Annotated in this window: 20 protein-coding genes and 2 tRNA genes; 12 read left to right on the top strand and 10 right to left on the bottom strand. The window is 71.8% G+C overall.

All coding sequences use genetic code 11. The features are described 5' to 3' along the window. Nucleotides 1–12: 12 nt before the first annotated feature. A complete protein-coding gene (pgm, locus tag DEU36_RS06575) occupies nt 13–1653 on the bottom strand; it encodes a phosphoglucomutase (alpha-D-glucose-1,6-bisphosphate-dependent) (RefSeq protein ID WP_120263449.1) in 1641 nt (546 codons plus the stop codon). 52 nt (nt 1654–1705) lie between these two features. Beyond that, nucleotides 1706–2632 carry a LysR family transcriptional regulator gene (locus DEU36_RS06570; RefSeq protein WP_120263448.1) on the bottom strand — a complete coding sequence of 309 codons (927 nt, stop codon included), beginning with the start codon at nt 2630–2632 and terminating at the stop codon, nt 1706–1708. 73 nt (nt 2633–2705) lie between these two features. On the opposite strand from DEU36_RS06570, the gene DEU36_RS06565 reads away from it, so the two are divergent. Next, a complete protein-coding gene (locus tag DEU36_RS06565) occupies nt 2706–3602 on the top strand; it encodes an EamA family transporter (RefSeq protein WP_120264401.1) in 897 nt (298 codons plus the stop codon). Next, nucleotides 3599–4561, top strand: a complete 963-nt coding sequence (gene pheA, locus DEU36_RS06560) for a prephenate dehydratase (protein ID WP_120263447.1) — start codon at nt 3599–3601, stop codon at nt 4559–4561. Before DEU36_RS06565 ends, pheA begins: the two co-directional genes overlap by 4 nt. A 285-nt stretch (nt 4562–4846) precedes the next feature. On the opposite strand, the gene DEU36_RS06555 is transcribed toward pheA, so the two are convergent. The 3 genes from DEU36_RS06555 to DEU36_RS06545 form a co-directional block, all read right to left on the bottom strand. Continuing rightward, the gene (locus tag DEU36_RS06555; protein WP_120263446.1) at nt 4847–5893 is read right to left on the bottom strand and encodes an LLM class flavin-dependent oxidoreductase; all 1047 of its coding nucleotides are present in this window, start codon (nt 5891–5893) and stop codon (nt 4847–4849) included. 90 nt (nt 5894–5983) lie between these two features. Beyond that, complete coding sequence (locus DEU36_RS06550) at nt 5984–7348, bottom strand: deoxyribodipyrimidine photo-lyase (protein ID WP_120263445.1); 1365 nt, start codon at nt 7346–7348, stop codon at nt 5984–5986. A 62-nt stretch (nt 7349–7410) separates the two neighbouring features. Continuing rightward, nucleotides 7411–8601, bottom strand: coding sequence for a diacylglycerol kinase family protein (locus DEU36_RS06545; RefSeq protein WP_120263444.1), 1191 nt, complete (start codon nt 8599–8601; stop codon nt 7411–7413). 116 nt (nt 8602–8717) lie between these two features. Between DEU36_RS06545 and serS the strand changes: the two genes are divergently transcribed. From serS to DEU36_RS06530, 3 genes are all read left to right on the top strand, one after another. Beyond that, nucleotides 8718–9983 carry a serine--tRNA ligase gene (gene serS / locus DEU36_RS06540; RefSeq protein WP_120263443.1) on the top strand — a complete coding sequence of 422 codons (1266 nt, stop codon included), beginning with the start codon at nt 8718–8720 and terminating at the stop codon, nt 9981–9983. After that, nucleotides 9980–10924, top strand: a complete 945-nt coding sequence (locus tag DEU36_RS06535) for an HAD family hydrolase (protein ID WP_259455247.1) — start codon at nt 9980–9982, stop codon at nt 10922–10924. Before serS ends, DEU36_RS06535 begins: the two co-directional genes overlap by 4 nt. 48 nt (nt 10925–10972) lie before the next feature. After that, nucleotides 10973–11060, top strand: a tRNA-Ser gene (locus tag DEU36_RS06530). A 58-nt stretch (nt 11061–11118) separates the two neighbouring features. Here DEU36_RS06530 and DEU36_RS06525 read toward each other — a convergent pair. Both DEU36_RS06525 and DEU36_RS06520 read right to left on the bottom strand, forming a co-directional pair. Next, nucleotides 11119–11973, bottom strand: coding sequence for a hypothetical protein (locus DEU36_RS06525; RefSeq protein WP_147374367.1), 855 nt, complete (start codon nt 11971–11973; stop codon nt 11119–11121). A 303-nt stretch (nt 11974–12276) separates the two neighbouring features. Next, entirely contained in the window at nt 12277–14685 is a 2409-nt protein-coding gene (locus tag DEU36_RS06520; RefSeq protein WP_120263441.1) for an acyltransferase family protein, read from the bottom strand. A gap of 119 nt (nt 14686–14804) precedes the next feature. On the opposite strand from DEU36_RS06520, the gene DEU36_RS16310 reads away from it, so the two are divergent. From DEU36_RS16310 to DEU36_RS06500, 5 genes are all read left to right on the top strand, one after another. Then, the gene (locus tag DEU36_RS16310) at nt 14805–15563 is read left to right on the top strand and encodes a hypothetical protein (protein ID WP_259455246.1); all 759 of its coding nucleotides are present in this window, start codon (nt 14805–14807) and stop codon (nt 15561–15563) included. Nucleotides 15564–15567: 4 nt separating this feature from the next. Then, complete coding sequence (locus tag DEU36_RS06515) at nt 15568–17199, top strand: RecQ family ATP-dependent DNA helicase (protein WP_259455245.1); 1632 nt, start codon at nt 15568–15570, stop codon at nt 17197–17199. A 273-nt stretch (nt 17200–17472) separates the two neighbouring features. Beyond that, nucleotides 17473–18783: an LCP family protein gene (locus tag DEU36_RS06510; RefSeq protein ID WP_259455244.1), complete on the top strand. Its 1311-nt coding sequence runs from the start codon at nt 17473–17475 to the stop codon at nt 18781–18783. Nucleotides 18784–18874: 91 nt separating this feature from the next. Next, nucleotides 18875–18966, top strand: a tRNA-Ser gene (locus tag DEU36_RS06505). Between the two features lie 98 nt (nt 18967–19064). After that, complete coding sequence (locus DEU36_RS06500) at nt 19065–19868, top strand: sugar nucleotide-binding protein (RefSeq protein ID WP_120263439.1); 804 nt, start codon at nt 19065–19067, stop codon at nt 19866–19868. On the opposite strand, the gene DEU36_RS06495 is transcribed toward DEU36_RS06500, so the two are convergent. Next, on the bottom strand, nt 19849–20466 hold the full coding sequence (locus tag DEU36_RS06495) for a TetR/AcrR family transcriptional regulator (protein WP_120264398.1): 618 nt from the start codon (nt 20464–20466) through the stop codon (nt 19849–19851). The genes DEU36_RS06500 and DEU36_RS06495 overlap by 20 nt on opposite strands. A 62-nt stretch (nt 20467–20528) precedes the next feature. Between DEU36_RS06495 and DEU36_RS06490 the strand changes: the two genes are divergently transcribed. Both DEU36_RS06490 and DEU36_RS06485 read left to right on the top strand, forming a co-directional pair. After that, nucleotides 20529–22586 carry a beta-galactosidase gene (locus DEU36_RS06490; RefSeq protein ID WP_120263438.1) on the top strand — a complete coding sequence of 686 codons (2058 nt, stop codon included), beginning with the start codon at nt 20529–20531 and terminating at the stop codon, nt 22584–22586. 19 nt (nt 22587–22605) lie between these two features. Then, the gene (locus DEU36_RS06485) at nt 22606–23595 is read left to right on the top strand and encodes a squalene cyclase (protein WP_120263437.1); all 990 of its coding nucleotides are present in this window, start codon (nt 22606–22608) and stop codon (nt 23593–23595) included. Here DEU36_RS06485 and DEU36_RS06480 read toward each other — a convergent pair. Then, entirely contained in the window at nt 23574–24863 is a 1290-nt protein-coding gene (locus tag DEU36_RS06480; RefSeq protein ID WP_120264397.1) for a glycosyltransferase, read from the bottom strand. The two genes, DEU36_RS06485 and DEU36_RS06480, sit on opposite strands and share 22 nt — an antisense overlap. After that, on the bottom strand, nt 24860–25900 hold the full coding sequence (locus DEU36_RS06475; protein WP_120263436.1) for a hypothetical protein: 1041 nt from the start codon (nt 25898–25900) through the stop codon (nt 24860–24862). The genes DEU36_RS06480 and DEU36_RS06475 overlap by 4 nt, the downstream gene beginning before the upstream one ends. Nucleotides 25901–25991 lie beyond the last annotated feature (91 nt).

The raw sequence follows: 25991 nt of genomic DNA, 5'->3' as shown, positions 1-25991 counted from the left end.
GCCCAGCGTGGATCAGGCGCCGAGCGCGGCCGCGACCACGGCGCGGGCCTCGGCCTGCACCTCTGCCAGGTGCTCCGGGCCGCGCAGGCTCTCGGCGTAGAGCTTGTAGACGTCCTCGGTGCCCGACGGGCGCGCGGCGAACCACGCATGCTCGGTCTGCACCTTGAGACCGCCGATCGCGGCGCCGTTGCCCGGGGCGTGCGAGAGCTTCGCCGTGATGGGCTCGCCCGCCAGCTCGGTGGCCGTCACGGCGTCGCCCGAGAGCTTGCCGAGGGCGGCCTTCTGCTCGGGCGTGGCCGGGGCGTCGACACGCTGGTAGGCCGACGAGCCGAACTGCGCTTCGAGCTCGGCGTACCGCTGCGAGGGGGTCTTGCCGGTGACGGCCAGGATCTCGGCGGCGAGCAGGCACAGCAGGATGCCGTCCTTGTCGGTCGTCCACACGCTGCCGTCCTTGCGGAGGAACGAGGCCCCCGCCGACTCTTCGCCGCCGAAGGCGACCGAACCGTCGAGCAGGCCCGGCACGAACCACTTGAACCCGACGGGCACCTCGAGCAGCGCGCGGCCGAGCGACTCGGCCACACGATCGATGATCATCGACGACACGAGTGTCTTGCCGACCGCGGCATCCGTCGGCCATCCCGGACGGTTCGCGAACAGATAGTCGATCGCGACGGCGAGGAAATGGTTCGGGTTCATCAGGCCCGCGTCGGGCGTCACGATGCCGTGACGGTCGGCGTCGGCGTCGTTCCCGGTGAGGATGTCGTACTCGTCGCGACGGGCGACAAGCGCGGCCATCGCCGACGGCGACGACGGATCCATGCGGATCTTCTCGTCCCAGTCGAGCGTCATGAACTTCCAGGTCGGGTCGACCTCGGGGTTCACGACCGTGAGATCGAGGCCGTAGACCTCGGCGATGAGCGCCCAGTACTCCACCGAGGCGCCGCCGAGCGGGTCGGCCCCGATGCGCACGCCCGACGCTTTGATGGCGTCGACGTCGATGATCGTGGCGAGGTCGCGCACGTAGGCGTCGCGGAAGTCGTACTGGCCGAGCGTGTCGAGGTCGATGTCGGCATGGCGCGTGCGGTGTACGCCCTCGAGGCCTGCGGCGATCAGCTCGTTCGCGCGGTCGGCGATCCACGATGTCGCATCGGTGTCGGCGGGCCCGCCGTGCGGGGGGTTGTACTTGAAGCCGCCGTCGCGCGGCGGGTTGTGCGAGGGCGTCACGACGATGCCGTCGGCGCGGCCTGCGTCATCGAGCGCGCGACCGCGGTTGTACGTCAGGATCGCGTGGCTGAGCGCGGGTGTCGGCACCCACGAGTCGCGGGAGTCGATGCGGACGTCGACGCCGTTCGCGACGAGAACCTCGATGGCGCTGCGCTCGGCGGGAAGGGACAGCCCGTGCGTGTCGCGCCCGAGGAAGAGCGGCCCCTCGATGCCCTGCGCGCGCCGGTAATCGACGATGGCCTGGGTCGTGGCGAGGATGTGGTCTTCGTTGAAGCTCGTCGACAGCGACGAACCCCGGTGCCCGCTCGTGCCGAACGCCACGCGCTGCCCGGGGACCGCGGCATCCGGCTTCCGGTCGTAGTAGGCGGCGATCAGCTCATCGATGTCGATGAGGTCGGATGCTTCTGCGGGCGCTCCTGCACGGCTCATGATGCTTAGTCTGCCCGCTTCCGGGCTCGGCGGTGGCGGATTGACACGGCACTCACGGCCGGTCGTGCGCGTTCGCCGCGGTGAGCAGCGCGGCGAGGACCGCGCGCAGCGCCGGGGAGTCGGCCTGCGAGCGCCGGTGGACGGCGGCGATGTCGCGCGTCGACGCGGGGGCCGCCGTCGGCACCGCGACGAGATCAGGCCCCAGGTCGCCGCGACCGAGGCGCGGCACGAGCGCGACGACGGCGCCGGTGCGGGCAAGCTCGATGTGGTTCTCGAACTCCATCGATTCGTAGAGCACCCGCGGTGCTCCGCCGATGCCGTCGAACAGCCGTCTCAGCCACTGCCGGCAGATGGTCGTGTCGAAGGTGGCGACCCAGCGCTCGTCCGCCAGGTCGGCAGGGTGCACGACGTCGCGCCCCGCGAGCGGGTGATCGCGGTGGAGGATGACGTCGGCGACGTCGGTGAACAACGGCGTGACGACGACGTTCTCGGGGATCGCGAGGGCGACGCCGCCCCACTGGTGGACGATGCCGAGGTCGCGCTGCCCCGACGCCACGAGCGCCACGGTCTCCCACGGCTCGCTCTCGCGGACGGGGAGGCGCAGGTCGGGGTGATCGGCGGCCAGCTCGACGAGCACGGCGGCGAGCATGCCGCGCACCACGGTCGAGAAGGCCGCGATCCGCAGCTCGCCGGTGACGCGGCCGTCGTCGCCCGCGACGGCGCCGGCGTGCAGATCGGCGCGCAGCCGCTCGAGGTCGGCGAGGATCGGTGTCGACCCGACGACGAGCTGCGTGCCGGCCGATGTGAGCGCGACACCGCGGCCGACGCGCTCGAGCAGCGCGACCCCGGTCTCGCGTTCGAGTCGCTTGATCTGCTGCGACACCGCCGAGGGCGTGAATCCCAGGGCGGATGCCGCGGCCGCGACACTGCCTTCCCGCGCGACGGTCCGCAACGAGTGCACGGCATCCAGATCGATCATGAAGCAATGCTACTGATTCGAGTCGAGAAAACATCGCTTGTCGTTCATTATCCCGCGCGGTGGACTGAGCCTCGTGAACCGACGCGACATGATCCTGGCAGCCACGGTGGCGACCCTCTGGGGATTCAACTTCCTCGTCATCGATTGGGGCATGGCCGGCATCCCGCCTCTGCTCTTCGTGGCGATCCGGTTCGCGGCCGTCGCCGTCTTCGCGATCGTCGTGCCGCCTCCCCGGGCCCGCTGGACGGCGATCGTCGGGGTCGGGCTCTTCATGAGCCTCGGCCAGTTCGCGCTGCTGTACCTCGCCCTCTCCCTCGGGCTCCAGCCGGGGCTCGCGGCTCTGCTGATGCAGGCGCAGGCGGTGTTCACCGTCGTCATCGCGGCCGGAGCACTGCGAGAACGCCCCACGCCGGGACAGGTGATCGGCGTCGGCCTCGGCATCGCCGGACTCGCCACCGTGGCCGCCGGCCGCGGGGGAGACGCCCCCGCCCTCGCGGTCGTGCTCGCGCTCGGCGCCGCACTGTCGTGGGCCGTCGGCAACGTGATCGCGCGTCGAGCGGGCGTCGTCACGGGCCGCGGACCGCTCGGGGCGCTCTCGCTCACCGTCTGGTCCGCCCTCGTCGTGCCGGTGCCCGCGCTCGGGCTGGCAATGATCTTCGAGGGGCCCGAGGCGATCGGCGCCGGGCTCGCCGGCTTCGGCATCCGCGCCCTCGTCTCGACCATCTACACCGCGGGGCTGTGCACCCTCGTCGGCTACGCCATCTTCAACGGCCTGCTGGCGCGCAACCCCTCGGCGGCCGTCGTTCCCTGGGTGCTGCTGGCACCGGTCGTGGCGATGGCGGCCGCCGCGGCTCTGCTCGGACAGATCCCCGCCCCCGCCGAGACCGTCGGCGGAGCCGTGCTCGTGGTCGGCGTGCTGGTGACGACGGTGCGCGTGCCACGGGTGCGCCGGTCTAGGCTCATTGCGTGACGCCCGAGCACGACGACCAGCCCGCCCGCCGCACCTACAGCTATCTCGGGCCGGCGGGGACATTCACCGAGGCCGCCCTCGCGCAGGTGCCCGAGGCGCGCGACCAGATCTGGCGCTCGGTGCGCAACGTCGGCGAAGCCCTCGCGGACGTCGTGGACGGACGCTCGGACGCCGCGATGATCGCGATCGAGAACTCCGTCGACGGCGGGGTCTCGACGGCGCAGGACGCGCTGGCCACGATGCCGGGCCTGCGGATCGTCGGCGAGTACCTCGTGCCCGTGAACTTCGTGCTCGTGGCGCGCCCCGGCACGCGGATCGAGGACGTCTCGCTCATCGCCGCGCATCCCGTCGCCTACGCGCAGTGCCTGCAGTGGCTGCTGAAGGCTCGGCCCGAGCACGCCCATCTGCCGGCCGCGAGCAACGTGGCCGCTGCGGTGGGACTGCTCGACGGGGTCAGCGACGCCGATGCGGCGATCGCGCCCCCCGGCATCCTCGAGCATCACGACCTCGAGCTGCTGGCGTCCGACATCGGCGACAACGAGCACGCCGTCACCCGGTTCGTCCTCGTGAGCCGCACCGTCGCCCCGCCGTCGCCGACCGGGGCCGACAAGACCTCGCTCATCGCGGAGCTGCCCGACGACCACCCGGGTGCACTGCTCGAGCTGCTCGAACAGTTCTCGACCCGCGGCATCAACCTCTCGCTCATCGAGTCGCGGCCGATCGGTGACGCGCTCGGCCGGTACCGGTTCGTCATCGACGCCGACGGGCACGTGGCCGACGAGCGCATGGCCGACGCTCTCATGGGTGTGCGGCGATTCAGCCCGAAGGTGCTGTTCCTCGGGTCGTACCCGCGCGCCGACCGGGCTATCGTGCGGTACCCGCAGCGGTACTCCGACGACGTCTTCGTCGAGGCGCGCGACTGGCTGCGTGCCCTGATCTCCGGCGAGCCCGAGGCCTAACACGCCCCGTCTGCTGCGGTGGGCTGGGGAAGCTGAGCGCTGTGTGCCGCGAACAGGCTGAGCGGCGTGATGCGGGCCCGCCGCCGGCTTGAGCCGGTGCTCAGCCTGTATCCGGCACGGGGTCCGTCCCCGGCGCGAGTCCCGGCGCCCGGCGCCCGGCGGCCGGCGGCCGGCCCCGGCCGGCGCCACGCGCGGTCGAGTCGCCAGAAAGTGCGGGTGGCGGGGGTGCGGGATCCGCGGTTCGTGGCGACTCGACGGGGCGGTCAGGGGGAGCGGCGGGCGGGGTCAGGCGGCGAGGAGTTCCAGGGTGCGGATGCGGGCGGGCGCGGCGTCCGGCTGCTCGCCGTCGTGCGCGGCCGAGACCGGCGAGATCATGACCTCGTCCACGCCGTGCTGCGCGGCGAACGCGGTGAGGGCGGCCTGCGCGTCGGGCCCGGTGCCGACGAACCAGCGCGAGCGCAGAGCGTCGAGCATCGGGGTGGCGAGGTGATCGGATGCCTCGGCGGCCGCGGCCTCCTCGACGGTTTCGAGCGCCACCAGCGGGCGGTTTCCGCGCAGCCGCGCCATCATGCGGGCCTGGGGAAGCATGAGGGCTTCGGCCTCGGCCTCGCTGTCGGCGACGACGGCGTTCGCGGTCAGGAACGTCCGCGGCGCCTCGAGCGTCTCGGACGGCCGGAACTGGTCGCGGTAGAGCCCGAGCGCTCGGTCGAGGCCCTCGCCCGAGAAGTGATTTGCGAACACGTAGGGCAGGCCGAGGGCGGCGGCCAGCTGCGCCGAGTAGTCGCTCGATCCGAGCAGCCACACATCCGGGGTCGTCGTGGCCGCGGGCGTCGCGTGGACGTCGTACGTCCCGCCCGAGGTGAACCGCACCGTCGCGCCGTCGCCGGTGACGAGGGCCAGGATGTCGCGGACGTTGTCGGGGAAGCGGTCGACGTCGCTCGTCGTGCCCGACTGGCGCAGGAGCTGTGTGATGACGGGATCGCTGCCGGGGGCGCGCCCGATGCCCAGGTCGACGCGTCCGGGGGCGATGGCCTCGAGCGCGGCGAACTGCTCGGCGACGACGAGCGGCGAGTGGTTGGGGAGCATGACGCCGCCCGAGCCGACCCGGATCCGCGAGGTGCGCGCCGCCGCGGCGGCGATCAGCACCGGCGGGGTCGTCGAGGCGACGGCGGGCATGTTGTGGTGCTCCGCGAACCAGTAACGGCGATATCCGAGCTCGTCCGCCCGCTGCGCGACGGTGAGCGATGCGGCGATCGCTTGCGCACTGGTCTGTCCCGTGCGCACGGGCACGAGGTCGAGCACGGACAGGGCGGGGCGGGATGCATCAGACATATCCCTCGGCTCAACCTCGCGGCATCCGTCCGCATTCCCCGCGCCCGCCTCACGGCCCCAGGTCGCCGCGCCACCCTCACCGCGCCGCCCTCACCGCGCCCGCTTCACCGCCTCGTACGCCTGCAGCGCGGCCTTGCGGGTCGCGGCGAGGTCGACGATCGGCTCGCGGGCGGCGCTGTCGGGGGCCCACTGGCTGACATACAGCCCCTTCGGATCGAACTTCTCGGCTTGACGCTCCGGGTTGAAGATGCGGAAGTACGGCGACGCATCGGCCCCCGATCCGGCGACCCATTGCCAGTTGAAGGCGTTGCTGGCGCCGTCGGCGTCGACGAGGGTGTCCCAGAACCACTGCTCACCCAGCCGCCAGTCGATCAGCAGGTTCTTGGTGAGGAAGGATGCCGTGACCATCCGCACCCGATTGTGCATGTATCCGGTGTGCCAGAGCTCGCGCATCCCGGCATCCACCATCGGCACCCCGGTCTCGCCCTTCTCCCACGCCGTCAGGTGCGCGGGGTCGAGGGCCGGCCAGGGGAAGGCGTCGAAGCCTCTCCGCCAGTTCTTCGTCGCGAGGTCGGGGAAGTGGTACAGCGTGTGCCAGGCGAACTCGCGCCACCCGAGCTCGGAGAGGAAGCGCGAGGCGGAGGTGGCGTGGGCGCCGGTTCCGCCGCCGGTCTCGACACCTGCATGCCAGACGGTGTGCGGGCTCAGCTCGCCCCAGCGCAGCCGCGGTGACAGCAGCGAGGTCGCCCCGGCGCTGGGCTCGTCGCGTGCGGCGTCATAGGTGCCGAGGTCGTCGTCGAGGAACTCGCGCAGGCGGGCACGCGCCGCCGCCTCGCCGGGCTGCCAACGCTCGCGCAGACCGCCGGCCCAGTCGGGAGCGGTGGGCAGCAGCCCCCAGTCGTCGAGGTCGTCGCCCGCGGGTGCGGTGCGCAGGCCCGGGATCTCGCGGGGCCGGGGGAGCGGTTCGCGCGGAGCGGGCAGGTTGCGTGCGGCGTTCCAGAACGGGGTGAATACCGAGAAGGGGGTGCCGCTGCCGGTCTTCACCGTCCAGGGCTCGAACAGCACGTTGGCGGCGAACGACTCGACCTCGACGCCGTCGGAGCGCAGGCCATCCTTCAGCTCGGTGTCGACCGCGCGCTCGGGCCCGCCGTAGCGGCGGTTCCAGTAGACCGCGCCCGCACCGATGTCGTCGACGAGCGAGCGGACGACGGATGCCGCGGCTCCGCCCCGCAGCACGAGGTGCGACCCGCGTTGACGCAGATCGTCGGCGAGCGATGCGAGCGAGTGGTGCAGCCACCAGCGCGCCGCGCCGCCGAGCGGGCGGATGCCCTCGGACTCCTCGTCGAGCACGTAGAGGCCGACGACCGGTTCGCCCCGGTCGAGCGCGGCTCGGAGCGCGGGGTGGTCGGCCAGGCGCAGGTCGTCGCGGAACCAGACGATCGAGGGCGAGCTCATCCCGTCATCCTGTCGGGCCGCCCGGTCCACGGCGAACGGTTGACAGGGTGTGCCGGGCCGGCTCAGTCGCCGGGCAGCGTGTGGCCGGCGGGCACGGCGACGATAAGGCCCCGCGGATCGATGCGGGTCTGCACGTGCTTCGCCTCGCCGAACTCGTCGCCGTCGAGCTGCACGGGGTGCGGCTCCTGCGGGGCGAGCGCGACGCCACGGCCCCGCGAGTAGACGACCGCGTTGTCCTTCGTCCGCAGCGCGAGGACGCGGCGACCGGCGCGGAACTTCCTCAGGAAGCTGTTGTCCCACGCGACGCGGCGCCACACGAGCAGCCAGCCCCACAAGCCCTTGGGCTGCATGATCACGACGTCGAGCTGGCCGTCGGTGATCGAGGCCTCGGGAATGAGTGCGATGCCGGCCTGCAGCGACCCGCAGTTCGCGAAGAGCACGCTCTGCACGCGAGCCGCGTGCATGCGGTGCCCGTCGAGCTGGTACACCACGCGGAACGGCTTGGCGTTGACGAGCGAGCGCGTCGCGCCGTCGACGTAGGCGACCCAGCCGACCGACTTCTTCAGCTGCGGGTTGGTGTTGGCGATCATGGCCGCGTCGAGCCCCATGCCGCCCATGACGACGAACGCGTGCTTCTCGACCTCGCCGTTCTCGCGGGTGATCCGCGCCCAGCCGACGTCGATCGCGGTCCGGTCGCCGCTGAAGGCCGCCTCGATCATGGTCTCGGGCTCGCTGAGAGGCAGTCCGAGGTTGCGGGCGAGCAAGTTGCCGGTTCCACTGGGGACGATGGCCAGAGGGATGCCGCTGCCGCTCATCTCGCCCGACACCGCACGCACCGTGCCGTCGCCGCCCGCCACGAGGACGACGTTGACGCCGGATTCGAGCGCTTGACGTGTCACGTCGTCGCCGAGGTCGTCGACCGTCGTCTCGTAGAAGAGCGGCTCTTCCCACCCGGCGGCCTCGGCGGCGCGGAGCACCTGCTCGCGCAGCGCATCGCCGTCGACCTTGATCGGGTTGTAGACGAGCGCGGCCTTGGGGTTCGGCTTCTCCGCGCCGCCCGCCATCGGCTCCGTCTCGCCCTCAGGGCCGACGCGGCGTGCCTCGCCAGTCTCGCCGTCGGTCGTGTCGGGGGCGACGTCTTCGGGTTCGCGGATGACCTCGTCGGGGGCCGCGGCCTGCGCGGGATCGGGGGTCGTGGCCGGGGGATCGTCGGAACGCTCGCGCGAGGAGGTGTCGTCGGATTCGGTCGCCATGGCTACACCATAGGCGCGCCCGTCGATACGAGATTGCCTCTTGCGCCGGGGCGCGTTGCGGGTACGGGGGCGCGCTGGTCCGGCTGCGCGGATGCGCGCGACCCTAGACTTGACGCGTGATCGACCTCGCATTGCTCCGTGAACAGCCCGACCTGGTCAAACTCTCGCAGGTGAAGCGCGGGAACTCGTCGGAGAGCGTGGATGACGCCATCGCCGCCGATCGCGAGCGCCGCGAGGCCATCACGACCTTCGAACGGCTCCGTGCCGAGCAGAACGCTCACGGCAAGAAGGTCGCGCAGGCGCCGAAGGACGAGAAGGCCACGCTCGTCGCCGAGGCCAAGCAGCTCAGCGAACGGGTCAAGCAGGCCCAGCAGGCCGTCACCGCCGCCGAGGAGGCCGCTGAGGCTGCGCTCGCCCGCATCGAGAACATCGTCATCGACGGCGTGCCCGCTGGCGGCGAAGACGACTTCGTCACCCTGCGCACGCACGGCGAGCCGCCCTCGTTCGACTTCGAGCCGCTCGACCACCTCGCCCTCGGCGAGAAGCTCGGCGCGATCGACATGGAGCGCGGCACGAAGGTCGCCGGCAGCCGCTTCTACTTCCTCAGCGGCATCGGCGCGCGCCTCGAGATCGCGCTCATGATGCTCGGCCTCGACCGTGCGCTCGCCGCCGGGTTCACGCCGCTGATCCCGCCGACGCTCGTGCGCCCCGAGGTCATGCGGGGCACCGGGTTCCTCGGCGAGCACGCCGCCGAGGTCTACCACCTCGAAGAGGACGACGCCTACCTCGTCGGCACGAGCGAGGTTCCCCTCGCCGGGTATCACATGGACGAGATCCTCGACCTCGAGCGCGGCGCCAAGCGTTACGCCGGATGGTCGACCTGCTACCGGCGCGAGGCCGGCTCGTACGGCAAGGACACGCGCGGCATCATCCGGGTGCACCAGTTCAACAAGCTCGAGATGTTCGTCTACACCACGCCCGGCGACGCGGAGGCCGAGCACCTGCGGCTCGTCGCGATGCAGGAGCGGATGCTGCAGGACCTCGGGTTGTCGTACCGCGTCATCGACGTCGCCGCGGGTGACCTCGGGTCGAGCGCCGCGCGCAAGTACGACATCGAGGCGTGGGTGCCGACGCAGGGCGCGTACCGCGAGCTCACATCCACCTCGAACTGCACGACCTACCAGGCACGTCGCCTCGACATCCGTCACCGCCCCGACGGCGGCAAGACCGAGCCGGTGGCAACCCTCAACGGCACGCTCGCCACGACCCGGTGGATCGTGGCCCTCCTCGAGACGCACCAGCGGGAGGACGGCTCGGTCGTGATCCCCGAGGTGCTGCGCCCCTACCTGGGGGGCCTCGAGGTCGCGGAGCCGCTCGCATGACCGGTGGTGCCGACGGCGGGATGACCGCGGTTCCCGACGCGCTTCCGGACGAGGGCGGCATCGAGGTCGTCGCCCCGCGTGACGCGGTCGAGATCGTCGAAGACGTCGCAGACGGGATGCCGGCCGTCGCCGGTGCGTCGCGACTGATGATCGTGCTCGACATCGACGGCACCGTGCTCCTGGAGGACGAGACCCTCAGCCCCGGGGTGGTCGAGGCCGTCGCCGAGGCCCACGCCGCAGGCCACGAGGTGATGCTCGCGACCGGGCGCTCGTGGGAGGGCACGCACGGCATCCTCGCTTCGCTCGCGCTGAACCCCGACTACGTCGTGTGCTCGAACGGCGCCGTCATCCTCAAGCGGGTCGACGACGACTTCGCCGATGTGCTCGCGTACGAGCGCTTCTTCATCGAGACGTTCGACCCGACCGAGGTGCTCGGCCTGCTGCGCCAGCATCTCCCGCACGCCCGGTACATGGTCGAGCTGCCCGACGGGCGCCGCCGCTACACCGAGGAGCTTCACGACTGGAACCTCCACGACGCCGACAAGGTCGCCTTCGCGATGCTGTCGGAGCAGGAGGTGTGCCGCGTCGTCGTGGTCTCTCCCGACGAGACCGACTCGGACTTCGTCGAGCTCGTCGATCGCATCGGGCTCAACAAGGTGTCGTACGCCGTGGGCTGGTCGGCCTGGCTCGACATCGCTCCGCAGGGCGTCGACAAGTCCACGGCGCTCGAGCGCGTGCGCACGTGGCTCGACATCGAGCCGGCCGACGTGCTCGTCATGGGCGACGGTCGCAACGACATCGGCATGTTCCGGTGGGCGCGAGAGCGCGGCGGTCGAGCGATCGCGATGGCGCAGGGCGCGACCGAGCTGCTCGCCGAGGCATCCGAGACGACCGTGTCGGTGCAGGAGGGCGGCGTCGCGGCCATCCTCCGCTCGCTCTGACCGCGGTCGCGGGCGGCTAGGATCGAAGCTCAGCGGTTCGCGCCGCTGGGAGGGTTGTCCGAGCGGCCGAAGGATCCAGTCTTGAAAACTGGTGGGCAGCAATGTCCCGTGGGTTCGAATCCCACACCCTCCGCCAGAATCGCCCCTGCTCGACTGGCCGGGATCGCTGATGTACCCGGCCAGTCGGTCAACGGTTACGGCAGCTGGAAGTAGACCTCGTCGGCGAGGATCCCCGGCGTCACACGGATGAGGCCGTCGAGCGACGACGGCACGAGGTACACCTGCTTGCCGGTGTCGGACGCCCCTGCCAGCAGGCTCGCCGTGCCGAAGGTGGGCTCCACCCCGGAGACGAAGTTGTCCCAGGTAGAGATGACGGTGCCGTCCGCGGCGACGTACTCGACCTGAACGAGCGAGGAGGCCCCGTCACCGCTTCCCTTGTAGGTGGCCGTCATGTCGAGGATCACGTACTGGGTGCCCTCGCCGGGTTCCGTGTTGAACGGGTTCCCGGCCATCACGGCGTCGTTTCCGTTGCGCTCGAACGAGTTGAGGGTCACATCCCACTCGCGGTTGCTGATCGAGGCGCTGAACGGCAGCGGGTCTTCGCGCGTGCCGGTGGGGCCGTCGCTCGTGGCCTCGTCGACCGTCTCGTCCTGCGGCGCGGCATCAGCCGGAGCCTCATTCACGATCGTGCTGCCGCCGCTTGCCTGATCGACGGCATCGGACACTGCCGCTGCGACGACGAAGGTGAAGACGAGGAATCCGACGGCCGTTCCCACGACCGAGACGATGATCGCCGTCAGACCCTGCCACTTCGTCTTCCCCGACAGGCAGACGGCGACGATGCCCACGATGAAGCCGGCAGGTAGGAGGATCCAACCAAGGATCAGCGCACCGGGCACGCACGCGAAAATGAATCCGACGGCGGAGATCGCGAGCGCGATGATGCCGACGATGTTGCGCTGCCTCGTCGGCGCTCCGGCAGGCTGAGGCGGGTAGTACGGGGCGGGCTGCGTTTCGGGCGCGCCGAACGGCGGCGGAGTGGTGGTCATGCGGATCTCCAGATCGAACGGTGTGATGCACGCGGACACGACGATCGTCGTCAGGTGGCGCCCCCAGAGCAGCCACGTCGAGCGGGCACCTCAAGCTAGTCCTCCCGCGAGATCGCGCCGCACGCGCGAATCGGTCCTGCCTGTCCTCGCCCGGGCGATCCGGTGACCGCGACAACCGGAAAGCCGGGCGGAATCGCGGATGTTGTCTCGTTGCCGGACGTGCCGTCGGTGGCAGCTGAACGTCATGTTCCCGGGGAAATTCATCCAAACGGATGAAGCCGTGTGCCCCCGGCTGCCCGCAGGCTAGAGCAGCCCGCGTGCGGCGAGTTCGGCGCGCAGCGCGGCGACGATGTGCTCGGCGTACGCCACCGTCAGGTGCGTGCGGTCGTAGCGCGTCGGGATGTCGCCCGCGAAGGCGGGGCACACGAGCTCCCAGCAGGTGAGAGGCAGCGAGCTCACGGCGTGGTCGCCGGATGCTGCGGCCACCCGTTCGGCGGCGGATTCCATCTGGCCCCACGTGCTCGAGACACCTGCGGCGCATCCGTACGGCGAGGCTGCGGGGGAATAGCAGCGCCCGAGATCGGCGCCCTCGGGCGGCGGCGCCAGGTGGACGATGCGCCCGGGCATCCCGTAGGTGGCGGCCTCGGCCGCCTGGCCGGCGAGCAGGGCATCGGCCGAGAGGTCTGCGCCCTCGGGCGTGTGGCCGAGCGTGTACGCGTTCGACATCACGACGAGAGTCGGCGCGTCGGCGCGGATCATGGCGCGCACGTCGGCTTTCCGCTGCGGGCACGCCGTCATGACGCCGGCGCCGTCGTTCTGCACGGCGACGTCGGTGAAGCGGCATCCGTAGAGGCCGACGGTCGTCACGCGGATGCCGCCGTCGCTGTCGTCGGCGAGCTTGCGGAACGCGGGCGCGTAGGCCATCGCGGTCGAGTCGCCGACGAGGTAGATGTGCGTCGGGGCATCCGGATCGCCGGTGCTGCATCCCGCCGCGGTCGGAGTGGTGTCGGGTGAGAAGCAGTCGCGCGCCGGGTTGCTCGCCGACGACCGGGTCATGACCTCGTCGAGGGAGGGGTGCAGCTCGGGCCACGTGGTCGCGGTCGCGGCCTCGGCGAGCTCCGCCTGCAGGGCGGCGACCGGGTCGCCGGGGTCGGCTGCGGCGGCGTCGCCCGCGGCGTCTGCCGCGCCCGCGGGAGGGAAGGCGACGAGCGATGCCGTGAGGCCGCCGAACACGTTCTGGACGACGAGCACGACGGCGAGGGCGGCGATGCCGAGACCGGATGCCGCGAGCGCAGCCGGCGGGCCGAAACGGGCGCGCCACGCAGCCCAGGGCGTGAATGCGGGTTCCGGCTCGGGGCTCGGAGGAGCCGGGGGCGCTGCGAGCCCGTGCGCCACGGGCGAGACGGCGACCTCGAGCGCCGCAGGAGTCTCGCTCGACGGGCTCGGGGATGCGGGCAGGCTCGCTCCCGGGTAGTAGCGCGTCCCGGGTGTCCAGCCTGCGGGACGGGTGCTGAGCGCGCGCGGGGCGGGTACGGCATCCCGAATCGGCGCGGCAGCGGGAGCCGGAACAGACGCGGGGGCCGACACGACCTCCTCGGGCGGCGCCTGCACCCCTCGTACCGCTGAGCCCCCGTACGGCGCGAACCGGAAGGGCCGTTCGACCAGGTGGTACGAGGCGACGGCGAGGACGGCCGTGATCGCGAGCACGAGCGCCGTCGTGGCGTCGCGGGCGGGCAGCAGCACGGCGGCGAACACGATGACCGGGAAGTGCCACAGGTACAGCGAGTACGACACGTCGCCGGCGAAGACGCTCGCGGGGTTCGTCAGCGGGAAGAGGTGCCGGTGCCGCGGATCGCCCGGCACGCCGCCGGCCAGGACGAGCGCCGTCGCGGCGACCGGGAGGGCTGCCCACGGAGCCGGGAACCCGCCCGCCTCGGGATCGATGACGGCGAACGCTGCGACGAGTCCCGCGAGACCGGCCCACGACGCGAGCCCGCCGACGACGGGCGGGATGCGTCGCAGCAGCGGCACTGCCGCGGCGATGAGCGCCCCGGCCGCCAGCTCCCAGGCGCGGGTGAGCGTCGAGAAGTAGGCCGGGACGGCGGCATCCGCGCTCTGCACCAGCGCCCAGGCGAACGACACAGCGACGACGACCGCTGCCAGCGTCGCCACGGCACCGGCCGCCGCCCTACTGCGCCGCCGGGCGGCGGGCAGCAGCGAGACCACCAGCAGGAGCAGCAGCGGCCACGCGAGGTAGAACTGCTCCTCGACCGCGAGCGACCAGAAGTGTTGCAGGGGCGAGACCGCGTCGTCGGCATGGAAGTAGTCCGTGCCCACCGCGGCGAAACGCCAGTTCGCCGCGAAGCCCGCCGACCACAGCCCGTCGAGAAGCGTCTGCTCGGCCCGCGGGCGGTTGAAGGCGAGGAATGCGCTCGCGGTCGTGGCGGCGAGCACGACGACGGCGAGCGGCAGGATGCGGCGGGCGCGCCGGCCGGCGAACGCGGCCAGGCGGATGCCGCCGGTCAGCTGCACCTCGCGCAGCAGCGCTCCGGTGATGAGGAAGCCCGAGACGACGAAGAACACGTCGACGCCCACGAACCCGCCGCGCGGCCACCCGACCGCGTGCGCGCCGATGACCGCGAGGACGGCGAGGGCCCGAAGGCCTTGGATGTCGCGTCGCGGCGTCGGGTGCGGGAGCGTCGGGCTGTTCACATGGCGTCCGGAAGGGCGACCCCGAGTGTAGTGGGAGCGGTCTCACCACCGCGATAGCGCATCGACGTGTCAGCGCAACCCCTGTGCGCAGAAACCTGCGGACCGGGTTCGATCGTGTCATGACTGCTCTTCGTCGAGCGCCTGTCGCCCGCATCGCCGGGACGCTGCTCCGCGGGCTCTTCGCCGCGTCGCTGGCCGTGCGGCGGCCCCGGCCCATCCACGTGCACGGCACCATGTTCAGCGGAACGCTGCGCTGGGTGGGACCCGTGCGTCGCTCCGGCATCTCCTGGATCGACGATCCGCCACCCTCGGGCGAGACACCCGTCGTCGCCCGGCTCTCGCGGTCGCTCGGGTTCCCCGACGCCGTGCCGGACATCTTCGGGCTCGCCCTCCGCATCCCGGGCGATCCCGCAGCGCCCGAGACCGATGCGGCCGACATCGAGTTCGCATCGACGGGGCGCGGGGTGCCGCTCCGATACGCCCTGTTGCCCCTGCGCCGACCCGAGCGCGCGCGTTTCGGCATCCTGCTGCCGTACCGGGGGCGCCGCGGGCCCGTGCTCCTGTCGGCGACGACCGTCGACGGCGGTCCGGATGCCGGCGGCTGGAGGCTCGTGCTCTCGTTCGCCTCGCCGCTCGGCCCCTGGCGGCCGTTCGCGCTGCTGGGGCTGCGCCGTGACGTATGGCCGGGCGATCAGCCCCGATTCGACGCCGGACGACGGGTGTTGCCCGGAACCCGGGTCTATCCCTGGGTGCGCGCCCTGCGGCAGCCCTCGTACGACCGCGTGCAGCGGCACGCGTCGCCAGGCCGCGTCGCGTCTTCCACACCGGAGGCGCCGGCGCAACCGGCATGCGAGGTCGCGGCCCCCGCGATGGACTGAGGACGTGCAGCCCGACGAGATCGCCCGTGTCGCCCGTGAGTCCTTCGGCATCGACGAGCTGCGACCGCAGCAGCTCGATGCGATCGAGGCGGCGGTGGCCGGGCGCGACGTGATGGTCGTCTGGGCGACCGGCGCCGGGAAGTCCGCGGTCTACCAGGTGGCTGCGGCCCTCCGCCCCGGCCTCACCGCGATCGTGTCGCCCCTCATCGCGCTGCAGGAGGATCAGCTCGCGCGCATCGAGGAAGCGCCCGACGCCCCCGACGGCGTCGCCCTGAACTCGAGCCGCGGCGCGCGGGCCCAGCGCGAGGCGTGGGACGCGATCCGGTCGGGAGAGGCCTCCTACGTCCTGCTCGCGCCCGAACAGCTCGCGAAGGACGATGTCGTCGCGGAGCTCGCCGAGGCCGGGGTCTCACTTCTCGTCGTCGACGAGGCGCACTGCATCGCCGCGTGGGGGCATGACTTCCGCCCCGACTACCTGATGCTCGGTGAGGTCTCCGAGCGTCTGGGGCGACCGCCGATCCTCGCGCTCACGGCGACGGCCACGAGCCCCGTGCGCACGGAGATCACTGAGCGGCTCGGCATGGACGACCCCGCCATCCTCGTCGGGGATGTCGACCGTCCGAACATCGAGTTGAACGTCAGGCGTCATGCCGACAAGTCGGGCAAACGCGACGCGGTGCTCGACGAGGTCGCCGGCCTGCCGACGCCGGGACTGTTGTACACCGCGACACGGCGCGGCGCCGAGGAGTACGCCGAGGCGCTCCAGGAGCGCGGGATCGATGCCGTCGCCTACCACGCCGGCCTGTCGTCGAAGGATCGCAACCGCGTGCACGAGGCCTTCCACGACGGTGAGGTCGACGTGGTCGTCGCCACCTCGGCCTTCGGCATGGGGATCGACAAAGCCGACGTGCGCTTCGTCGTCCACGCCGACATCCCCGACTCCATCGACGCGTACTACCAGGAGCTGGGTCGCGCCGGTCGCGACGGCGAACCCGCGACGGCCACGCTCCATTACCGGCCCGAGGACCTGTCGCTGCGACGCTTCTTCGCGGCATCCGCTCCCAAGCGCGGCGAGCTCACGCGGCTCGTGGAGGCGATCGCCGGTTCGAAGAAGTCGCGCGCCGAGCTCGCGGCGGCCGGTGGGCTGTCGGCGCGTCGCGTGACCGCTCTGCTCACCGTGCTCGTCGACGCGGGGGCGGTGCGCACGAGTCGTGCCGGGGTGGCGCTGCGGCGGGGGATGACGGTCGAGCGCGCGGTGGACGCGGCGCTGGAGCGGTCCGCGGAGCGGGAGCGCATCGACGCGTCCCGTATCGAGATGCTCCGCAGCTACGCCGAGACCCGGCGGTGCCGGCGTGCGACATTGCTCGGGTATTTCGGGCAGGACTACGTCGAGCCGTGCGAGAGCTGCGACACGTGTGCGGCATCCGCGAACGACCGCGCCGCGCGCGAGGACCACGGGCGCGACCATGCGGACGCGCCCTTCCACGTCGACGACGTCGTCCGCCACCACGAATGGGGCGAGGGGACGGTCATGGCCGTGGAGGACGACCGCGTCACGGTGTTCTTCGAATCGCAGGGGTACAAGGTGCTCGCCACCGAGCTGGTCGCCGAGCGCGGTCTGCTCGAACCCGCCTGACCGCCGTCGCCGTCTCGCCCCCTGGGAGCGGCTACCAGTTTCGAGACGTTTCGGCCCGCACGCGGCGTGTGGCTCGTTAGCGTGCACATGAGCGACCAGCACGCCAGGCGGCGGCGACTGAAAATGGGGGGCGTCGCCGCCTCGCGTGTCCGGGGCGCTCACGGACTTTCCAGACATCCGTCCCTATGATGAGTCGGTCACCCGGGAGTGTCCGTACGACGCGAGCAGCGTCCACCCGAACGCACTCCTCACCGGCCCGTCGAGAGGACACCCGTGAGCGCACGTTCCGATGCGAAGGCGTCGCGGCGCCGTCGTCGTCCCGTCGCCCGGCACGGCCAGCTGCGGTCGCCGAACCCGCTGACGCAGATCCTCGCGGTGCTCGGTGTCATGGTCGCCGTCGTGGTCGTCAGTGGTGTCGCCGTGAGCGGCTTCTACGTGTGGAACGCCACCCAGGTCGTGGCCGACGCCGGCGTTTCGATCGGTGACGACGACACGCAGCTGCCCCCGACCATCGGCGAGATCGAGGGCGGCGTGAACATGCTCGTCGTCGGAACGGACTCGTGCGAGGGCGCCAACGCCGAACTCTCGTCGGCCTGCAAGAACAAGGACACCGAGGGCGAGCGCAACGATGTGACGATGCTCGTGCACATCAGCGACGAGCCGCGACGAGTGACCGTCATCTCGTTCCCGCGCGACATGGTCGTGCCCATCCCGGCCTGCACCGGCGAGGACGGCACCCAGTATTCAGCGATGAGCGCGCAGATGCTCAACGTCTCGTACATGTACGGCGGCCTCGCGTGCTCGGTCAGCACGATCGAAGAGCTGACGGGCATCGACATCCAGTTCGCCGCGGCGACCCGCTGGACCGGCGTCATCAACATGTCCGACGCTATCGGCGGGGTCGACGTCTGCGTCTCCGACGACGTCAACGACGTGCACACGGGTCTGAGCCTCGCGAAGGGGAACCACACCCTCCAGGGCACGGAGGCGTTGCAGTTCCTGCGCACGCGATACGCGATCGGCGACGGCTCCGACCTCGGTCGCATCTCGAACCAGCAGCAGTTCATGAGTTCGATGGTGCGCAAGCTGCAGTCCGACGGCGTGCTCGGCAACCCGGCCGCGCTGCTCAACCTCGCCACCACGGCCGTCGACCAGGTCGCCACCGGACAGATCAAGCTCAGCTCGTCGCTGTCGAGCCCGCAGCGGATGGTGCAGATCGCTCTCGCCATGCGCAGCGTGCCCTACGAGGACATCGTGTTCGTGCAGTACCCCACGGCCTACGTCAACGGGGGGTCGCGCGTGCAGCCGGTCGAGAGCGCCGCGAAGGTGCTGTTCGACGCGCTCGCCGCCAACCAGCCGGTGCAGCTGAGCGGCTCGACGAGCGACGGCTACGGCACCGAGGTCGTCGGTGAGGCCGCTCCGCCCGCCCCTGCTCCGACGGATTCCGCGGCGCCCGCCGACCCGGAGGCGACCACGGATGCGCCCGCGACAGATGCGCCCGAGGCCGGTGCGCCGGTCGTGCTGCCCGAGTCGGTCACGGGCCAGACCGCGGCGCAGGTGACGTGCACCGTCAGCTCGCGCTGAGACGGGGGCTTTCCGGCGCTCGATTCGGAGCCTGCGTCGGAGCGGGCTATGATTGCCGGGTGCATCCGCGCCGTCTCGCGTCGGATGCCGTGGAGACGTCGCATAGTCAGGCCTAGTGCACCACCCTGCTAAGGTGGAGTCCCCGTAAGGGGACCGAGGGTTCAAATCCCTCCGTCTCCGCCATGACAGAAGCCCCGGTTCGCCGGGGTTTCGTCGTTTCACGGACGCTAGCGCCCCGGAACCCCGGCCCCGCCCGCGCCGCGCCCTGGGAGGATGGGGGCATGACTGCTCGCACGCTCCTGGTCGGATCCGGCAAGGTCGCTACACGTCTCGGCGAGAGCCTGGTCGACGCGGGGCAGGAGGTCGTTGCGATCCGGCGGAGCGCCGCCGGCATCCGTCCCGCGTTCACCCCGATCGTCGCCGATCTGGCGGCGCCCCTCGACATGGCGTTGCCGGCCGTCGACGCGATGGTCGTGACGCTTCCGCCGGGGGATGACCCCGGCTTCTACCGCACAGCGCTCGAGCGGATCGCGCGGGCCCTTCCGAAGCCGCCCGAGCGCACCGTCTTCGTGTCGTCGACGCGCGTCTTCGAGGGCTGGGGGCCCGAGCGCACCCTCGACGAGGAAGACGAGCCCCGGCCCACCAGCGCGCGCGGCGAACAGCTCGTCGACGGCGAGAATGCGGCACGCGACCTCTTCGACGCGATCGTCGTGCGGCCCGCGGGGATCTACGGTCCCGGGCGCGAACGCCTCATCCGCCAGGTCGTCGCGGGCGAGGCGGTCGACTACGATCGCCGCACCAACCGCATCCACGAGGTCGACCTCGTTCGTGCCCTCGCGCACCTGCTCGATGCCGACGCGCCGCCGTCGCTGTTGCACGGGGTCGACCGGCGACCCGCGACCCTCGGAGAGGTGGTCGAGTTCATCGCCGACCGCCTCGGCGTCGCCGCACCGCCACGCGCGGAGGCGGGGCCGGACGCGGATCGCGGCAAGGTGCTCGACGGCTCGCGCCTCGCAGCGATGATCGACTTCACGTTCCCGACGTTCGTCGAGGGCTACGGACAGGTCATCGCCGACCGCGGCTGATCGTCGGGCGGGGCTGCAGCAGGCCGACGAGCAGCAGGCGCATCGCCGCAACCGGGTCGGTGTCGTCGGTCAGCCAGCGGATCTGGATGCCTTCCCATCCGCTGATCACGAGGTCGGCGAGGGCGCGGGGGTCGTCTCGCGCCTCCAGGCGGCCGCGGGCGCAGTCGTCGGCGATGGCCGCGGCGTAGGTCTCGGTGACCGCGCGGTAGCGCTCGAGCAGCCACGCGTGCGCCTCGTGCTCGGGGTGCGTGGCCTCGGCCGACACGATCGAGAACATGCGCACGAGCTCGCGCCGCGCGAGGTTGCGTTCGACGATCGCCAGCACGCTCGGGATGAACCCGTCGCGCGCGGCGCGCGCGGGGAAGTCGGTGTCGGCGGCATCCTCCTGCTCGAGTACCGCCGCCAGCAGCGAGACCTTCGTGGGGAAGTGGTGCATCACGGTCGTCAGGCTCAGGTCGAGTTGCTTGGCGATCTGGCGGAGCGACCCGCCGCGGTACCCGTGGGTGCCGAACACGACGGTCGCCGACGCCACGATCTCGGCGCGGCGAGCGGCGCTCTTCGCGTACGGCCCGCGAGGGTGGGCGGGGTCGGATGCCATGACCCGAGCGTAGAACACGCCAATCCCGTGCATCTGCACGTGTTTGGGTCTACGCTGATCGCATGGCAACGGATGACACGACGTACCGCTGGGTGAAGGACGGGGCGCTCGGCCCGGGACGCATGCGCTACGGCGCCGATTACAACCCCGAGCAGTGGCCCCGCGAGGTGTGGGACGAGGACGTCCGGCTGATGCGCGAGGCCGGGGTCAACATCGTCTCGCTGGGCATCTTCTCGTGGGCGCTGCTCGAACCGCGCCCCGGCCAGTGGGACTTCGGCTGGCTCGACGAGGTCATCGAGCTGCTCCACACCAACGGCATCGACGTCGATCTCGCCACCGCGACCGCGTCGCCGCCGCCGTGGCTCGCCAAGCTGCACCCCGAGATCCTGCCGCAGGCGATCGACGGGACGACGCTCTGGCCGGGAGCGCGGCAGCACTGGCGGCCGACATCGCCGGTGTTCCGCGAGTACGCCCTGCGGCTGACCCGTGCGCTCGCCGAGCGCTACGCCGACCACCCGGCTGTCGTGGCCTGGCACATCTCGAACGAGCTCGGCTGCCACAACCTCTACGACTTCTCGGATGACGCCGCCCGCGCGTTCCGGGTCTGGCTGCAGGAGCGTTACTCGACCCTCGACGCGCTCAACGAGGCCTGGGGCACGGCCTTCTGGTCGCAGCACTACGAGGAGTGGGACGAGATCCTGCCGCCGCGCGCCGCCCCGACGCAGCGCAACCCCGGGCAGCAGCTCGACTTCGAGCGCTTCTCGTCGGATGCCGTGCGCGACCACCTCCGCGCCGAGAACGCGGTGCTCGCCGAGGTGACCCCGGGCATCCCGCGCACGACGAACTTCATGGTCGCTCAGAACGTCCGCGACATCGATTACCCCTCGTGGGTCGGCGACGTCGACTTCGTCTCGAACGACCACTACCTGCGTCCCGGCGAGCTCGGGCGCGACGACCTGTCGTTCTGGTCGAACCTCACGGGCAACATCGCCGGCGGCCGGCCCTGGTTCCTCATGGAGCACGCGCCGAGCGCGGTGAACTGGCGTGCAGTGAACCCGCCCAAGCGTCCCGGCGAACTGGTGCGCGATGCCCTGACCCATGTCGGGCACGGTGCGGACGCTGTCTGCTACTTCCAGTGGCGGCAGTCGCGCGCCGGGGGCGAGCGCTACCACTCCGGCATGGTCCCGCACGCGGGCGCCGAGAGCCGGGTGTTCCGAGACGTCGTCGACCTCGGGTCGCAGCTGCGCGACCTCGCTCCCGTCACCGGAAGCCGGCGCGAGCGGGCCCGCGTCGCGCTGGTGTTCGACTACGAGTCGTGGTGGGTCAGCGGACGCGACTCGCACCCCTCCGAGTCGCCCGCGTACGACGACGAGACCCTGCTGTGGTACCGGGCGCTCCTCGACCTCGGTGTGCGCGTCGACGTCGTTCCCGTCGCGACCGACCTCGCCGGCTACGAGGTCGTCGTCGCCCCGATGCTTCACGTCATCCCGGCGGCGCTGCGCGAGCGTCTGACTGCTTTCGTCGCGGCGGGCGGGCACCTCGTCACCACCTACTTCTCGGGTGTCGTCGACGAGAACGACCGGGTGTGGCTCGGCGGCTACCCGGGTGCGCTGCGCGATCTGCTCGGCATCACGATCGAGGAGTTCGTGCCGATGCTGCCGGGCGAGACGGCATCCCTCGCGTCGGGCGCGGTCGTCCGCGACTGGAGCGAGCGCATCGCGCGTGTCGAGCCGGATGTCGACGTGCTCGATGCGTACGTCGGTGGCGACCTCGAGGGCGCCCCCGCCGTCACGCGCCGCCGAAGCGGCCGGGACGGCGGCGCCGGGAGCGCCACGTACGTGTCGGCGGCGATCGGGCGCGCGGGGGCCGCTGACGTCATGCGGCGCTTGGCCGGCGACATCCCGGCGCTCGCGGCAGACCCGCTCGCGGCAGACGGAGACATCGACGTGATCGTCCGCCGCCACGAGGACGGACGTTACGTGTTCCTGGCGAACCGCACGGATGCGGAGGTCGCGGTGACCGTGCCCGGTGACCTGCTCGCCGGTGCCGCCGAGCGCGGTGCGTCGGACGCGGTCACGATCGCTCCCCGCGGTGTCGCGGTGCTCGCGCAGGAGGGCTGAGCCGCGCGACAATGACCGCATGACCGACACGGACGGCACGCTGGCGTGGCTTCTGGACACCGACCCGTCGCTGCGCTGGCAGGTGGAGCGCGACCTTATCGGCGCTCCACCTGCGGTGTGGCAGGCAACGCGTGCCCGCGTCGCCACGGAGGGCAACGGTGCGCGCCTGCTTCGCGAGCAGGGCGAGGACGGCCAGTGGGAGGGCGGCGCCTACTTCCCCGCGGGGTTCTTCGACAGCCCCGAGGCGCGCGCGCCGGGACAGCCCTGGACGGCGACCACCTGGACCCTGAAAGACCTGCGGGAGTGGGGTCTGGATGCGGCCGTCCTCGGCGACACCGCGGAACGGCTCCGGCGCAACAGTCGGTGGGAGTACGACGACCTGCCCTACTGGGACGGCGAGATCGATGTGTGCATCAACTCGTACACGCTCGCAACCGGTGCCTGGCTGGGCGTCGACGTGAGCCGGCTCGCGCGGTGGTTCCCCGAGCATCAGCTCGCCGACGGCGGGTGGAACTGCGAGGCGGAGGAGGGTCGGTCGACCCGCGGGTCGTTCCATTCGACGCTCAACGCGCTGCGGGGCATGCTCGCGTGGGAGCAGATCACGGGCGATCCGGCCCTCCGCGAGAGCCGGCACCGGGGCGAGGAGTACCTGCTGTCACGACGGTTGGCCTTCCGTGCCTCGACCGGCGAGCCGGTGGGCGACTTCGTGACGGAGTTCGTCTACCCCCACCGCCACCGCTACAGCGTGCTCGTCGCCCTCGACCACTTTCGCGCCGCCGCGCTCGTTGAGGGTGTGGCCCCCGACCCGCGGATGGCGGAGGCGATCGAGATGGTCCGCGCCGCGCGCGCGGCCGACGGCACGTGGCGCCAGGGGAGGCCTCTGGCCGGGCGCGTCTGGTTCGACATCGACGTCGCCGAGGGGGAACCGTCGCCGTGGCTGACGTTCATCGCGTCACGCGTGCTGCACTGGTGGGATGCCGCCGCCGCTCAGCCCCAGCCGCCGAGGTAGGCGGCGAGGTCCGGCTCGTCGGTGACGACACGGATCGCCGAGGTGGTCGCCGACGCAGCGGGGAAGAGGTCGGAGCGCTGCCAGCGCTCCGCGCGGGCTCGGGCGCGCACCGAGGTCATCCGCACCAGCGGCTCGCCATCGGGCGAGTGCAGCGTCAGCTGCCCGAGGACCTCGTCGTCGATCCGCGCCAGTGACGCGGCGAGGACATCGGCGTCGGCGGCGACACGCACGGGACGCAGCAGCTCGATGACGACCCGGACCCGGTCGAACGCGGCATCCGCGTCGGCATCCGCATCAGGGCGTTGGGGAAGCACGGCAGCGCGGCCCGAGGCTGCGCCGAGTGCCGCCAACGTGCTGTCCAGAGCGAGGAACCGCTGCCCGGCGCTCGCATCAGACGGCGCGACGACGGCGATGTCGGGGTGCGTCGGACGCAGGCCGCGGCCGGCGGACCCCACGACGGGGATGAGATCGCTCAGTCGGATCGTCTCGGCGTTCCGGCGCGCGACCGCCCCTTCATCGCGCCCGGCCGCATCCGGTCCGTCGTGCCAGGCGACCGCTGCGGGCACGTGGGCGAGCAGCGCACCGTGCAGCCACGCGCGATAGGTCCACTCCCAGTCCTCGCCGCCGTACGTCGTGAAGGTCTCGTCGAAGCCCCCCGTCGCGTCGAACAAGACGCGCGAACACGCGATGACCGCGCCGATGACATGGCGGTAACTGCGGTCGTCGGCGAGCAGGAGGTTCTCGGTGCGGCGATATTCCGCGGCGAGCCAGCCGGGTTCGGGCAACGCCCGCTGCTCCGCCTGCTCGGCGAGTCGGGCGGCATCGACCCCCGACAGGTCGGCGTGCCGCCGCCTCCCGACCGTGACACAGTCGGGTGCGAGTGCGGGCAGGCGGGTCAGCTCGCGCACGAAGGCGGGCTCGGGGGCGGTGTCGGCATCGAGGAACACGAGCACGTCGCCGTGCGCCGCCGCGGCTCCGAGGTTGCGGACGGCGGCGAGCCGGAAGCCCCGGTCCTCGTGGCGCACGAGCTCGACGCCCGCCGGGACGGCGGGAGGCTCGGGCGAGCCGTCGTCGGCGACGATGATCTGCAGCCGGTCGGCCGGATGATCCTGCAACCGCAGGGCGGCGAGAGTACGGGCGAGCTGTTCGGGCTGGCGATAGTGCGCGACGATCACCGACACCGTCGGCGGCTCGTCGGGCCAGCGGCCGTCGAGGAGATCCCACCGGTTACCGGGCAGCGGGGTACCGGCGGGAGTGGCCGCAGTCACCGCGACATCCCCCGCCACCAGGCGAGGTACGACCCGGCCGCATCGGCGAGATCGGGACGCAGCGGGTGGCCGGGTTCGAGGCGCGTCGTGGCCGGGTCCTCCCACGCCGCCGCGAGGAGACCGGCGAGTTCGGCCGGATCGAACAGGATCGACGTGCCGGGCCGCAACCGGTCCATCTCGTCGCTGTACCGCGATCGGACGACGAGTGGTCGGCGTCCCGCCTCGATCCAGTCGAGCATCGACCGAGACGCCGAGACGTGCTCATGCGCGGCGACGGGGATGCCGGGCTCGTGCAACCGAGCGCTGAAGTCGTCGTCGCCGAGGAACCCGGTGATCTCGAATCTGCCGCCGAGGTCGGCGGCGAGGCGGTGAAGAGCCGCGACGTCGTCGTCGTGGCCCGGCGAAGCGGCGCCCAGGGCGCGGACGACGGCGTCGCCGACCGGCCGGCCCGACGCGCGCAGCGCGTCCACCGCCGCGGCGGCGGCGCGGAGGGCGGGCTCGTGGCCCTTTCCGGGGTAGACGAACCCGGCGATGAGGACGACGAGGTCGGCCACGGTGGCCGGAACGTCGACCACCGGAGCTGCACCGACGCGGGTTCCGAGCGGAATCACGTGGGGCCGCAGCCCGTCGCCGAGGTGCTCCGACACGAGCAGACGCTCATGGTCGCTGTTGACGGCCACGGCGGCGGCGGCGTCGAAGAAGCGGCGGTAGGCCGAGACGCGGCGGTCGTACTTCGTGCCGTCGGACGGTTGCGGCAGATCATGCAGCGTGAGACTCAGCCGGCAGACGCGGCTGAGCGCCTCGACCGCGGCGGCGGCGGCCTCGAGGCTCGAGCCGAGCAGTCGATCGGTCGCGTGGAGGTGCACGTGCTCTCTCGGCGCGATCGCCCCCAGCGCGCCGTCGAGATCGGACACAGCGACGCTGCGCAGTCTCGGGTCGAGCCGGGCGGCGGCGGCGACGACGTCGGAGCCGTAATCGGTGACCCCGTGTCCGGCGGGACCCCAGACGAGGCAGAGAGGAGGGGCGGCGGCGGGCATCCGGTCATCGTTACCGGTCGTCTGAGGTTCGCGCAAGTGCGAAGCGCCGTGGGATGCGCTGGGCTAGCGTCCGACTCGGATCGCCTCGTTT

The sequence above is a fragment of the Microbacterium sp. AG238 genome, from assembly GCF_003610405.1.
Taxonomy (GTDB): domain Bacteria; phylum Actinomycetota; class Actinomycetes; order Actinomycetales; family Microbacteriaceae; genus Microbacterium.
This window is presented reverse-complemented; position numbering and strand designations above follow the sequence as displayed.